9 protein-coding genes are annotated in these 13718 nt (G+C 68.4%); 6 read left to right on the top strand and 3 right to left on the bottom strand.

Features of this window, described 5'->3' with window-relative positions:
* Nucleotides 1–604 precede the first annotated feature (604 nt).
* Genes M6G08_RS35830 through M6G08_RS35820 form a run of 3 tightly spaced genes read left to right on the top strand, consistent with a single transcriptional unit; the run spans nt 605 to nt 3102 of the window.
* On the top strand, nt 605–1249 hold the full coding sequence (locus M6G08_RS35830) for an RNA polymerase sigma factor (protein ID WP_191889338.1): 645 nt from the start codon (nt 605–607) through the stop codon (nt 1247–1249).
* Complete coding sequence (locus M6G08_RS35825) at nt 1246–2247, top strand: CU044_5270 family protein (RefSeq protein ID WP_272591564.1); 1002 nt, start codon at nt 1246–1248, stop codon at nt 2245–2247. Before M6G08_RS35830 ends, M6G08_RS35825 begins: the two co-directional genes overlap by 4 nt.
* A 36-nt stretch (nt 2248–2283) precedes the next feature.
* Nucleotides 2284–3102 (top strand): peptidase inhibitor family I36 protein, encoded by an 819-nt coding sequence (locus M6G08_RS35820; RefSeq protein ID WP_272591563.1) that lies wholly within the window; start codon nt 2284–2286, stop codon nt 3100–3102.
* Nucleotides 3103–3175: 73 nt separating this feature from the next.
* Here the strand turns inward: M6G08_RS35820 and M6G08_RS35815 are convergent, their stop codons facing one another.
* On the bottom strand, nt 3176–3298 hold the full coding sequence (locus M6G08_RS35815) for a hypothetical protein (protein WP_272591562.1): 123 nt from the start codon (nt 3296–3298) through the stop codon (nt 3176–3178).
* Nucleotides 3299–3546: 248 nt separating this feature from the next.
* Between M6G08_RS35815 and M6G08_RS35810 the strand changes: the two genes are divergently transcribed.
* The 3 genes from M6G08_RS35810 (at nt 3547) to M6G08_RS35800 (ending at nt 8854) form a co-directional block, all read left to right on the top strand.
* On the top strand, nt 3547–7347 hold the full coding sequence (locus tag M6G08_RS35810) for an SGNH/GDSL hydrolase family protein (protein ID WP_272591561.1): 3801 nt from the start codon (nt 3547–3549) through the stop codon (nt 7345–7347).
* A 53-nt stretch (nt 7348–7400) separates the two neighbouring features.
* Nucleotides 7401–8120 carry a hypothetical protein gene (locus tag M6G08_RS35805; RefSeq protein ID WP_272591560.1) on the top strand — a complete coding sequence of 240 codons (720 nt, stop codon included), beginning with the start codon at nt 7401–7403 and terminating at the stop codon, nt 8118–8120.
* Nucleotides 8121–8284: 164 nt separating this feature from the next.
* Nucleotides 8285–8854, top strand: a complete 570-nt coding sequence (locus tag M6G08_RS35800) for a hypothetical protein (RefSeq protein ID WP_272591559.1) — start codon at nt 8285–8287, stop codon at nt 8852–8854.
* A 360-nt stretch (nt 8855–9214) separates the two neighbouring features.
* Here the strand turns inward: M6G08_RS35800 and M6G08_RS35795 are convergent, their stop codons facing one another.
* Nucleotides 9215–12679, bottom strand: a complete 3465-nt coding sequence (locus M6G08_RS35795) for a tetratricopeptide repeat protein (RefSeq protein ID WP_272591558.1) — start codon at nt 12677–12679, stop codon at nt 9215–9217.
* A 51-nt stretch (nt 12680–12730) separates the two neighbouring features.
* A complete protein-coding gene (locus M6G08_RS35790; protein ID WP_272591602.1) occupies nt 12731–13084 on the bottom strand; it encodes a trypco2 family protein in 354 nt (117 codons plus the stop codon).
* Between the last annotated feature and the right edge of the window lie 634 nt (nt 13085–13718).

Genomic DNA, 13718 nt, shown 5'->3' with positions numbered 1-13718 from the left:
ACCCGATCCTGGAGTCGGATCGCCAAACGTGTTTCCGCAGGTCAAAGGCGTCTTCGGGGCTACGCTCTCTTCATGCATGAAAGTGCCCAAGGTCTCGCATCCGTCGGGGCCCCTCAGGCCCCTCAGGCCCGTCGGGAGCTCCGGTCCTCGGGCATGTCGCACACGACCTGACATTGGCGCGCGGGTTGACTGGGGCTCAGCTGGCATAGCAGCAGGAAGGCGTGGCTGGTCGAATCTGTGGCTGAGGTGGCACACGCGCGCCTGGACGGTCGGTGCCCCCGCCGTCGTGGTGGACTGGTTCGTGGCTGGGGTGTTGATGTGGTTCGGGGCCGGGAAATCGACGACAACGGATGACCGCGATCAGTGGAAGGCAACTACCGGTCGCGGGGAGCGCTGGATACTGACCCCACTGAGGCAAACCAACGGTCGGAACCCTGTGCGCACTGTCCTTGCGGCTCCGACTCAATCCTCGTTAAGACCAGATCAGTCGGGCCGGCCTCGGGTCGTTGCGCCTTTTGCGGGGATAGGTGCTAGTTCAGCTTGAGTTCCGTATCGGTCTCGCAGAGGAAGTGGAACCGTTGTGGCTGTGCGGACACTTGTTGCTGTGGACTTCCTACTGCACGAACGGGTCCGGTCTGGCGATCGGGCGGCGTTCGCCGAGATCTTCGACGAGCACGCGCGAGTCGTCTACGCCCACGCGATCCGGACGACGGGCGACTGGGCCATGGCCGAGGACGTCATGTCTCTCACCTTCCTGGAGGCTTGGCGGCTGCGTGACAAGCTGCGTGAGGAAGTCAGAAGCGTTCGGGCGTGGCTCTTGGGCATCGCGACGAACGTGATGCGCAATATCGCTCGGTCGGCACGCCGCCACCGGGAGGCAATGTCCCGTCTGCCGCCCCCGGAAGCGTTGCCGGACTTCTCCGACGAGCTGGTCGGTCAGATGGCCGATGCTCAACGCCTGGCCGCCGCCGCCAGAGCGCTGCAGCGTCTCAAGCGCAGCGAGCGCGAGGTCTTCACACTGGTCGTCTGGTCCGATCTGGGGTACGCGGCGGCCGCTGAGGCTTTGGGGATTCCGGTAGGCACCGTGCGTTCCCGGCTTTCCCGGGCGAGAGAGAAACTGCGCAGGCTCGTCGATGAGGAACTGGTGGTGCCGAATCTGGACGGTGCGGAACCGCGGACCGACAGCGGACACATATCGCACAGCGGGGTGGCCGCAGCCCGCACGTCCCACCGAAGGAGAGCACGATGAATCCGGAACAGCGGGAACGAGCCGAGCGTGAGCGGGCGAGCCGGACGCTGCCTCCCGCTCCCTACCCGGACCCGGCACCCGAACGCGTGGCAGCGCGCCGCGCACACCTCTTGAGCGAGGTCGACCGGCAGACGCATTCCCGTGCTTCCCGACTGGCACCGCGGCCGAAAGGACGTTGGGGCCTGGTATGGGGGGCAGCTGCCGCTGCAGGAGCTGTCGTCGCGGTCCTCAGCCTCGGCTCCGGACCCTCTGACACTGTGGGTAACGTGCCACCGGCCTCAGCAGCATCGGTCCAGCTGCTGGAAAGAGCGGCTCTGGCCGCCGCGACGACGCCGCAGACGACGGTGCGCGCCGGACAGTACTCGTACGTGAAGACGGTCGGCCACACATCGGTGCTGTCCGAGACCACGGCCGGCGAAATGGAGCTCCTGCGCGAGGACGAAAGCATGGAGCAGTGGACCTCGGTGGACGGCAGCGAGCAGACTCTGCAGCGCAAGGACGGCAACGACAGCTTGCTGCCCGGCACCGCAGGTGAGGGGAATCTGAACGCGCCGACCTACGACTTCCTGGCCGCCCTGCCGACCGATCCTGACACTCTGCTGAAGCGGATCCGCGACGACGCCGAGAGGAATCACGGAGCTGGCTCCGGCTCCACGACGGGACCGGACCAGGAAGCCTTCGTCACGATCGGTGATCTTCTGCGGAACGGGGTGACACCTCCCGAGACCGCTGCGGCTCTCTACCGTGCCGCTGCCCTTATTCCCGGCGTCGACGTCGTCCCCGACGCCGTCGACGCGGCAGGACGGAACGGGGTCGCCGTCGCCCGGACGCACGACGGTGAGCGCACTGAATGGATCTTCGACAGGAGCACGGCCCGACTCCTGGGTGAGCGCACAGTTCTTGTGGTGGACAACGCCTGGGGCGAAGCCGGCACAGTCGTCACCTCCGTCGCCGTCATCGACAGCGGCATCGTCGACGAGGCCGGACAGACTCCGTAGAGGGCGAACGGCCGCGCGGCACAACGTCATACACCCATGACGACGACCCGCACAAGATCGAACATCCGGACGATCGTGATCGAGAACCCGACATACTCGATCGCGGCCGTCCCGCACCCACGGAGCGTGCTGTGGGATCCCTGTGAATCACCGGCACAAAACCAGCACAGGAGAAGCAGCATGCGCTCTGCACGCGTCCTTGTCCCGGCTGTCGCCACCCTTTGTGCGTTGGCGGCGAGCGCGACGACTGCAACCGCGGTACCGGAGCCCGTCGCAGTACCTGAGGTCAGAATTACCACGCAGGCCGAGGAGGCCCAGCTGCAGGAGCAGCTCGCCGAATCCAAGCCCGTCATCGCCACCTACAAGGGCGAGAGAATCAACCTGGCTGACGGCTGGCAGGGGGCGCAGGCCTGTAACGAAGTACCGAGCGGTGAGGTCTACTGCTACGACAGCGCCGCCGAAGCGGACCAGGCAATGGCCGCGATCGCCCCGAAAACGACCAGAGGGTCGGAGAGTGGCAGGGCTGCAGCGACGGCCGGCGGTGCGTTCGGTCCTACAGCCTGGAGCGACTGCGCGTACGGGTGGGTCTGCCTGTGGGAGCACTCGGACTTCACGGGGCGCCGGCTTCAGTGGAGCGCCAAGGGGACCAAGCAGCTCGGGGACTGGGACTTCCGGGACAAGGCCAGTGCCGGCTGCGTACAGCGCGATCAGGGCGGTGTGTCGGTCTACGACGCCCGAACGGGCCTGCCTGACCCGTACATGGTCCTGACCAACGGGTACTGCTACAAGTTCTCCACTGCCAGCTACCCGACCGGTGGCACCTTCAACGACAAGGCCGACTACATAACCATGTGATCGGCCGGGTCGGCCTCATCTCGTGCTGACGACGCACTGCACGACGGCGCCTGAGAGACGTGCGTCCTGGCTGTCAGCCGCGGTCCCGTACGCCCCTGGTCGGGACCGCGGCGATCCGGTTCAGCGTCGGGCCGAGCGCTCCACCGCCGAGGCCGGTCTTCAGGAGGGCAGTAGGAAAGGTCCTCGCTGATGCCACGTCGTCACTGTTCTGGTCGATCGTCGCAGCTTCCGCAGAAGCCGCGCCGGGCCCCTTCCGTACGCCCTGACATCGCATTGTTGGAGTAGTAGTTGAGAGCTCACAGACTAGCTCGTAGCGGAATCGCCGGCCTTGCGGCCAGTGCGATCCTGACCGGGCTCATACAGGCCGCGCCGGCGTTCGCCGACTCGAGCCCTCCCAACCCGAAGCCTGCACCGAAGCCGACCGGCAGCTACCCGTCGTCCGACGTGCCCACGCGTGTGCCGGACCCCGGCAAGAAGCTCGGAAAGAGCTGGGACACCTCGCTGGACCGGGCCGTGACCACAGCGGCAGACAACGACGGATTCAAGGTCCTCGTGGCGGACAGCAAGGACGCCTACCAGTGGCGAACCGCTGCGACGCTCGCCGAGCCCGGCATGCCGGCGGACTCGTGGATCGGCAACTCCTGCGTCATGGACCGTGATCACGCTGCGGTCGTGTATGCGCCCCGGACGTTCACGAACAAGCCGGACCTGATGCAGGGTGGGGCGTTCACCGCAGTCGTCGATCTGAAGTCCGGTCAGGTGACGAAACTGCCCTTCACCGGATCGCTGGCCTACTTCGATCCGTCGTGCAACCCCACAACACGCACGGCCGTCTTCACGGCGTTTCGCGACAGCAAGACCCGGCTCGTCACCGTCGACACCAGCGGCAAGACGACCAGCGACACTTCTGTCACTGGTCAGGTGACCTCCGCCGTCCCGACCAAGGACGGTCTTGTCGCGGCACACGGCCGCCGTCTGGTGCGCGTCGACCCGACGAAGAGCAGCCTCACGCGGCTGGCTTCCGCGAACGAGGTGCCCTTCAGCATCCGCCCCACCAGCAAGGGCATCGCCTTCCTCGACCGTAAGGACAACACCGCCCACGCCAAACTGTGGAAGAAGGGGAGCGCACCGTCGCTTCTCGCGACGGGCGAGCTGGGCGACCTGGCCCTCCAGCAGGGAACCGACGGCCGGGCATTCCTCACCGGAGACACCACAGACGCAAACCTTGCCGGCACCGGGATCACCCGCCTGCACGTTTCGGCAGACACCGATGTGTCCACCCACGGCCGACTCGCTGTCGATCCCGTCCTCATGCCCGGCGTCCGTGCAGGCCTGGAACGGATCGGCAACGCAGGCAAGGGCTTCACCAAGGCAGAACCGACACCACGAGCTCGCGCCACTGACGACCCCACGCGGGACAGTGCCGACCCGCTGACCATCACCAGTGTCGCGACCGCCACCGGCGAGAAGATCACCCAGGCGGTCACCGACACAACCAGCGACACAGGAAAAGGCTCCTTCTCACCTGCCCTGCGCGCAGCCGCCGCCACGGAGAAGGCACCGGGAAAGAACGCGCGGACCGTTCAAGCGGCCGACGCACGGGCGCACAACCCGGTGGACACCGACCGCTGGTGCTCCATCCCCCGCAACGACGTCAAGGCGCTGGCCCTGCAGCCGACCCCTAACCAGGTCGAATGGGCTGTCAACATGGCGATCCGCGGCGAACTGCGCGCCAACTGGATCACGCAGGGAGGCTGGCGCTCCCAGTTGGGCCTGGGCACCGTCGACCCTCAGGGACTCTTCCCGCCTCCCGCCTTGAAGGGCGGTGGACAGATCCCGGCGCAGGTGCTGCTGGGCGTGCTCGCCCAGGAGTCGAACCTGTGGCAGGCGGAAGGCGGCGCCATCCCCGGTCAGATGGGCAACCCTCAAGCGGCGATCGCCGGCTTCTACGGTCATGAGGGCGAGACGTCCGAGGCGTACTGGAGGATTCGCTGGCACGAGTCCGACTGTGGCTACGGAGTCGGTCAGGTCACCGACGGCATGCGGCTCGCCGGCTATGAGAAGCCGGGTGAGACGTCCCTGTCCCCGACAAAGCAGAAGGCCGTCGCTCTGGACTACGCGGTCAACATCGCCGCGTCCATGTACATCCTCGCGGACAAGTGGAACCAGGTGCACACCGCCGGGCAGACCATCACCGTCAACAACGACGACCCGTCGAAACCGGAGAACTGGTTCGCCGCCCTGTGGAACTACAATCTCGGGTTCAACGAGAACAAGGGTGACGGCACGCCGTGGGGCCTGGGCTGGTACAACAACCCCGCGAACCCGTTCTACCCGCCCTCGCGGGACCCGTTCATGTCCGACCCGCGTGACGCCGCCAAGCCCCAGAACTGGCCCTACCAGGAAAAGGTGATGGGTTGGGCCGCCTGGTCCATGGACACCGGCTACTCCTATGCCACTTCCGGGCGGCAGGACTGGCCCGGTGAGTCCGGCTACGACTCCGCCGGCTTCCGGCCCGCCTGGTGGATCAACCCAGGCCAGCGCGACCGGATCAAGCCGCCACTGGACGCGTTCTGCAACGCCACCAACAACTGCGATGCCGCCAACCCGCCCGACTGTCCCGACGCGAAGTGCTATGAGACGTACTGGTGGCGCGGCGCAAACGTGACGTGGAAGGCGAACTGTGACGCCGACTGCGGTCACGAGAATGTCAAGTACGTCACGTCCCGCGCGGAACCCGGCCGTGGCTACCGTCTGCAGTACGGCACACCGGAGTGCGGCGCTGCCCCTGCCGGGGCACTGATCGTGGAGTCCGTACCTGACAACACCGCGACCTACGGCGGCTGCGCGTCCGGCACCGACGCCGGACACTTCCAGTTCACCTTCCACCCCAACCCCCTGGCGACCGGTCCAGGCCTGGGCCAGTACGAAGCCAAGGGAGACCTGCACCAGATCGGCGGCGGACAAGGTGGCCACTTCTGGTACACGCACACCCGCGACATCGCTCACCTCGGCGGTCCTGGCAACAGGATGACCATCGACGGCACCTGGACCCTCGACCGCGACGTCGAGTGGACACGCGTCTTCGCCCACCAACCCGACACGGGGGCGCACACCCAGCAGGCCCATTACGTGATCAAGGGAGTCGCCGGCGGCGACCGACACCGCTACGTCAACACCCACTTCAGCGCCAACACCTGGGTGGAACTCGGCGTCTACCGCTTCACCGGCACCCCTCAAGTCCAACTGACGAACACTACCGCCGACGGCACCGCCGACGAAGACGTCGCCTGGGACGCCGTCGCCTTCCAGCCGCTGTCAGGCAAGCCCAAGCACATGGTCGTCGCCATGGGCGACTCCTACACCTCCGGCGAGGGAGCCGGAGCCTACTCACCCGAGTCCGACAGAGACCACGGAGAGAGCGACTGGAACGCCTGCCGACGCAGCGACAACTCCTGGCCGCGCAAGCTCCGGCTGCCCGGTCACAGCACCAGCCTCGGCGAACTCTCGGACAACAGGAGCGCCACTGTCGACTTCCTCGACGTCAGCTGTTCCGGTGCGAAGACCTCGCAGCTGACCCCAGGCGACCCTCTGCCCTGGGGAAGGATCGGCAACTACCATGAGGTGAGCCAGATCGACTCCGGCGTCCTCAGCCCGGACACCACACTGGTCATGCTGACCATCGGCGGCAACGACGGGGACAATTTCACCAACGCCGTCACGAACTGCTACATCGTCGGAGTATGTGACCCCGCCGACTACACAGGCAAGGTCGACCAAGCGGTACTTGATACCGGGGGTCTCATCGCCGACATCGCACTCGCCGCGCCGAACGCACAGATCGTCCTTACGGGCTATCCACGCCTGGTCAGTGACGAGCAATGCGTGACAGCCGACTTCGACGCCCTGAACCAGCTGGCCGACTACGTCCGAGACAAGCAGAAGGCCAAGGTGGCGGAGCTGAGCAAGGCCGGGACCAAGGTGGCTTTCGCCGACCCGATACCCGCCTTCCAGGGGCACGGTATCTGTGACGGCGACGAGTGGATCAACCGTATCGTCGCCGGCCCGAACGGCGATGGCGACTTCCACGCCGGAGACCCGGCCAACCAGGTCCCATGCCTGCCCTGGCCCGGGGAGAACATCTGTGCCAGCCTCGAGTCGTTCCATCCCAAGAACGCCGGCACCACAGGCTATGCACGGGTCATGGAGCAGACACTGGCCGGTATCGGATACAAAGGCAGCTAGTGGCACCTGACCAAACAGGAGGTGCGGTGGTCACGAGGCCGGGGAACCGCCTCGTGACCACCGGCTGCCTCACCGTGCTGATCGCGTTGGCTGCCGTTCTAAGCCTCGTCGTCTCCTGGCTGTGGTATCGGCATTGGCACGACGGGAACGTCAACAGCGAGCGCAGGGAGCGGGCCCTGGCAGCGATCCTCGAGCAGGCTCAAGCCAGGGCGGACGAGACAGACCGCGCACTTGAGACGAGCGGCACCACCGACGTCGACACACTGACCCGAGTAATCTGGCAGCACTCCAAAGCCCCGGTGGTCACCTACGACGCGACCTACCGCGAATTCACTGCCACGGCTGCGTCATCCGCCCAATACGATGCGGAAACCATGCTCCCCGGTGGCGGATCGATCCAGGTGACCCGCTGCTTCGTCTTCACGTACACCCAACACCCTGGCCAGACGTGGACATCGAAGGTATCCGAGCGCGACGACGCCGCGTGCCGTCCGAGCACCCAAATCGGTAACCGGGTCCGCCTGGCGCTGACGCGCATATCAGGCATGTACACCGAGGACCTGACACCCGAGGGTGTACAGCATGTCCTGAACCCCACGAGACGCCGATCCTTCGACGTCAAGAATGTAGTGCACGAAGGGGACACGGTGATCGTCTCCGTCCTCGTCTCCAGCTCCGACGCACGAATCGACCAGTGCTACCGCTTCTCACGACCCGAATCAGGCGCCGTCGGCCAGGAGACAGCCACAGCGGTACCGGCACCCTCGTGCTGAGGGAAGCTGCGCCGCATGGCCGTCCGGCAAGAGGCCGAGCGAGAGGCCAGCCGTGCCAGAGACGGCCCACGCCCCGCCGTCGCTGTCTAGAGGCCCGACGCGGTTGCGCAGCGTGGAGCTGGCGGGCCGCTCGCACGCCGCGCCGGGCCGTCATGATTGAGGACGTGGACTACAGCCTTGTCATCGCGGCCGCCCAGGCCGCCGGCCCCTGCCCGCTCGGTGAGGAATCGGCCTGGGGCCGTCGCGTGCACGCCCTGACCGTCGACCTGCACCTGATCGCCCAGCAGGCGGCGCAGGACATCGACCGCCTGGAGAGCGCCTCGCGGTTCGTGGCGTTCCTGGAGAACGTGGAGATCGAGGAGTCCAGCCGCCGGGGCCTGCTCACCCTGCGCTCCCCGGCCGGGGACACGGAGCACATCCGCACCGAGCAGCAGGAGACCGACCGCGGCCGCGACCTCATCGAGCGGGCCCGCGGCCTGCAGGGCCGGTGGGTGCTGGTCTTCCGGTACAACGAGAAGGCCTCCGCGACCAAGAGCGTACGCATGCTCGCCCACCTCATGGATCTGGGCGACGGCGCCATCGCCGTGAACCTGGCCAAGAAGATCCTCCTCGACGACGCCGGCGGCGCCGTCCCCCGCGCACAGGCCGCATGGGCGGAGGCGGGCCTGCCGGACTCCGGCGCCGTCTCCGTCGAGCAACTGCAGCAGGCCCGCGCCGAACTGCGAGGCGAGTGAGCAACCCCGGCGGCGTGCTCCTAGCCGGTGAGGACCAGGTGATCGGGCACGCCGCGGAGGCGACCTGCCCGCCCGTCCGTGCCGCCTCCCCGTGGAGCGCTGCCTTCCGTCATGCCGCAGCAGATCAGGGGCGGAAGGCGGGGAGCCACCGCCACGGCCGGGCAGTCCGCCCTCCCGCCAGAGGGCTTTCCCAGGCTGCCGCCGCCTCAGGCAGACGAAGTCGCCTTCACCGCGGAAGCCTGTCAGAACTGTCTCGCACAACGCGTTGGTTCTGAGAGGACTACTGCGAATCGCGACCTGCGGAAACGTGATTGACGCCGGGCCTCTCGCGGAACTCTCGCAACCGGTCAGTTATGAGAATCAGACGGGGAGCGGATTCTCCCCGAGCCAGCGACGCACTTGCTCCGCCTCTTGCTCACGCCCGAGGCCGTCGAGTAGCCGCGCCTGCAGGCGCAGCACGCCATGGAGTCGCGGGAGGACTGTCGGCAGCGTGCCGATATGGCGGCGGTACAGTTCCACGGCCTCCCCCGTCGCGCGTAGCGCCCCGAGAAGCTCGCCTCCCGTCGCAGAGATCGCGGCCATGACATACAGCGAGCGCGCGAGGTCGGGTTCGTAGGCGGCGGGGTTGCTTGTGGCGAGCCGTTGGTAGATCTCCACCGCCTCCTGTTCGGCGGTGAGGGCCTCGTCCAGCCGTCCGGCCTCCGACAGCCGGATGCCGAGGTTGTTCAATGAGGCGGCGAAGTTGGGTTCGTAGGCGGCGGGGTTGCTCGTGGCGAGCCGTCGGTAGATCTCCACCGCTTCTTCGGCGGTGGTGAGGGCCTCACCCGGCCGCCCTGCTTCCGCCAGCCGGATGCCGAGGTTGGACAGCGAGGCGGCGAGGTCGGGGTGGTAGGCGGCGGGGTTGCTTGTGGCGAGCCGTTGGTAGATCTCCACCGCCTCCTGTTCGGCGGTGAGGGCCTCGCTGTGCCGCTCCACCTCCGACAGGAGGGTTCCGAGGTTGGACAGCGAGCGGGCGAGGTCGGGGTGGTAGGCGGCGGGGTTGCTTGTGGCGAGCCGTTGGTAGATCTCCACCGCCTCCTGTTCGGCGGTGAGGGCCTCGTCCAGCCGCCCGGCCTCCAACAGCCGGATGCCGAGGTTGGACAGCGAGCGAGCGAGGTCGGGCTGGTAGGCGGCGGGGTTGCTCGTGGCAAGCCTGCGCCGGATCACCACCGCCTCCTGTTCGGCGGTGAGAGCCTCGCTGCGCCGCCCCACCTCCGACAGGAGATTGCCGAGGTTGGACAGCGAGTGGGCGAGGTCGGGCTGGTAGGCGGCGGGGTTGCTCGTGGCAAGCCTGCGCCGGATCACCACCGCCTCCTCGGTGGCGGTGAGGGCCTCACTTCGCCGCCCCACCTCCAACAGCCAGACGCCGAGGTTGGACAGCGAGTGGGCGAGGTTGGGCTGGTAGGCGGCGGGGTTGCTCGTGGCAAGCCTGCGCCGGATCACCACCGCCTCTTCGGTGGCGGTGAGGGCCTCACTTCGCCGCCCCACTTTCGACAGGAGGGTTCCGAGGTTGGACAGCGAGCGGGCGAGGCCGGGGTGGTAGGCGGCGGGGTTGCTTGTGGCAAGCCGTTGGTAGATCTCCACCGCCTCCTGTTCGGCGGTGAGTGCCTCGTCCAGCCGTCCGGCCTCCGAGAGCCGGATGCCGAGGTCGTTCAGTGAGGCGGCGAGGTCGGGTTCGCGGGCGGCGGGGTCGCTGTGCGCAAGTCGTTGGTTGGCCTTGGCGAGGGTGCCGACGAGTCGCAGGGCGAGGGGGGTGAGGATGCGGGATGGGTAGGGGAGTGCCCCTGAGGCGGTCTCCATGGCCTCGTGGTCGAGGGGGGTGGTGTCCAGGGCGGTGTCGATGGTGTGCAGGGTGTGTTCGCTGTCGGCGGTGCGTTCGGCGTTGTAGTGGGCGATGGCTGCGCGGGCCAGGACGGTGATGGCCTGGGCCTGTTGGGCGGGGGTGCCCGCGGTGAGGAGAGCGGGCAGCAGGTCGCCGTGTTCTTCGAGGGTCTGGGAGGCGTGGTACTCGGCGACGCGGTCGGGTTGGAGGGAACCCCAGTAGTGGTCGGGGCCGCCCGGGTACAGGGAGGCCAGCCAGGCCGCGGCAGTCGTGTGCTGGTGATCGGGCAGGCCGGGCAGGGCGGTGATGACGCGCAGGGCCTCCTCTCGGGTTGCGGCCCCGCACAGGGCGGCCACGGCGACGGCGGCGCCCAGGGTGGGGACGGGCAGGGCGATTTTGTAGGCCGGGGTGGTCGCGCTGGCTTCCCAGAATCTTTCCTCGTGTTTGAGCAGAGTGCGCTCCGCAGGGGTGCCGGGAGGTGTGTCGGCGGGTCGGGGGCCGTGCTGGAGGAGGGCGACCAGGGCGGTCATCTGCAGGGTGAGGGCGTTGTCGTAGCCGGGGTTGTGCAGGTCGGCCGGGGGGTGGAGTGTGCCGGCCAGGGCTGTCCAGTCGTGGGCGGGCAGGGTGGGTACCTGGGGCAGCAGGCGGGCGAGGTCGCCGGCGGCCTGCCGGAAGGTGTCGTGCCGGTCCTGGGCGTGTCCGTCCGCAGGGGTGAGCGGACCGAGTCCGACGACGGGGGCTTCTTCGAGCAGGTCCCGTACGTCGGGGAGGGCCTGGAAGGAGCCGGTGCGCCATTGGCCGTCGGAGCGGGCGAGCAGCAGCAGGCGCACGCGGTGGCGGGAGCGGTGCAGGTGGGTGATGAGGCGGCGTAGCAGGCGGGGTCGGGTCTCGGCGTAGTCGAGGACCAGGAGGAGGGGCAGGGCGGTGTTGAGGGTGGCGAAGTCGGGTGGGGTGCCGTCGATGGCGGGGTCGTCGGTGAGGTCGGAGCGCAGGTGTCCGGTGGCCCAGCCCGCCCAGGAGAGGGTGTCGGTGAGGTGGCGGGCGAGGCGGGTCTTGCCTTGTCCGCCGGGCCCGGTCAGCACCCGTACCGAGATGGCCGGTGGTCCGCTCTCGCACCAGGTGCGCAGGTCGTCCAGTTCGCGGTCGCGGCTGTGGAAGGCGACGGCTTGGGTGTCCGCGCGCAGCAGCGCTGCGGGTGAGCGGAAGGTGCGGTCGACGGCGGCGGGGGTGAGCAGGGTGGCGGGTTCGACGGGTTCGAGGACGGGGTTCCAGCCGGTGTGCTCGGTGATGAGGGCGCGGAAGTCGGGGTCGGCGAGGAGGTTCGCGGCGGTGGTGGCGGTCAGGCGGCTGCCGCCTGTGTCGGCGCGGCGGTCGCGGCGTACGACGCCGCACAGCATGTCCCCGCCGTAGCCGTCGTCGGCCAGGAGGGCGGCTCCGGACATGCCGGACCAGCGGGTGCCGGCGCCGGCAGGGCCTTCGTGGGTGGGGCTGGTGCTGGTGATCTCGTAGCGGCCGGCGAGGGCGCCGGTGCCCGGGGCGATCGAGCCGGTCAGCTGCTCGTCCAGGCGCCGGCCGCCTTCGGAGTCCTTCTGCAGACGGGGGAATCCGGTCGCGGTGACCGGGTGGGGGCGGGTGCCGATGAGCAGTCCGTAGCGCTGGGGCGGCCGGGTCAGCAGATCCGCGAGGGACTGGGGGACCTGCCAGTCCTGGCCGTCGGTGACTTCGACCAGGGCGGCATCCACCTTCTTGTCCCAGCGCTGCCAGCGCACGATTGCCGAAAACTCCCGCCCGCCGGTGTCGGGCAGGCAAACCGTCACCGGGGCTCGCGCCGCCTGGTCCGCCCCGTCCAGAGCGTGAGCCGCAGTCAGGACCAGGCGTGGCGCGATCAGATAGCCCGAGCCGAACCCCCGTCTCCCGGTGCCTGCCTTGCTGACCCGGATCTGGGCCCGGCGGTCCAACTCCACGGACAATCCCCCTGTCTCGGTTCTCCGTGCGGTGATGCGGGTGAGGCGGGGCTACTCGGCGTCGCTGACGTCGACGTCGCCCCCACCGGGACGGTGCGGGGTCAGTTTCACGGTCACCGTGTGGGTGGCCTTGCGGCCGCTCTCCTTCTTGCCTCCCAGGCTGATCACGCTCCAGCGCAGACCGCCGTTGACACCCTTGGTGCCGGTCAGCTCCAGACCGAGGTCCAGCGTGATCTCCTCCAGCGTGAACAGCACCCCCTTGTCGCCCGGCCCTGTCGTGGCGGCGATCCTGCCCTGGGCCTCGGCGATCTGGTCCCGCAGCAGGGTGACCGCGTCCGCCAGGTCCATCCACTCCTCGTCCGCTCCGCTCGCACTGCTCATCTCGTCCCCCTCCGTCTCGAGCACACGACCTCCCTCCCGGCTGGAAGAAAGGCGTATCCGGCTCTTTGTCCACGTGCCAACCATCGGAAACGGTTCCCTGCTCGGCGTGTGCGGGCGGCCGGCCGTACCCCGAGCCGGGGCAGGCCGGTCAGTACTGGGCCCTCGGGGAGTATCCGGACGGTAATCAGCGACAGTGGCTGACTCGGAGCAAGGTTCGGCTACGCCGAGGGTGCTGACGCGGTTCTCGTGCTCGCGGCGGGCCTTGCGCTGGGCCGGGAACGCCGGAACGCCCTGGGCGCCGACGAGCGGCTGGCATCGGTCGAGGAGCTGGCGGTGCACGTCGGGGACGGCGCTGACGCGCAGGGTGTAGCCCTGGCTGCGCCGTACGGTCATCCCCTGGTCGAGCGCGGCCCGCTCGGCGAGGTCCAGTTCGGCAGTGCGGAGGAAGCCGGCGACCGTGCCGGGCATGTCGAGAGTGGCCGGCAGTTCTGCGGCGGGGAACCTCCTCGACGGCGGTGTGGTCGGGCACGAGGCCGGCGACGGCGGTGCGGATCGCGCCGTGACGACCCACGGCCTTCGCGCTGATCCACTCCGTGACGGAGCACAGGATCAGACGAAGGCCGCCTGTACGTCCGCTGAACTGCGAGAAAGCTGATCA

The sequence above is a fragment of the Streptomyces sp. M92 genome (genome assembly GCF_028473745.1).
In the GTDB taxonomy this organism is placed as follows: Bacteria; Actinomycetota; Actinomycetes; order Streptomycetales; family Streptomycetaceae; genus Streptomyces.
Note: the sequence above shows the minus strand (reverse complement) of the source record. Positions and strands in the feature narration are given on the sequence as shown.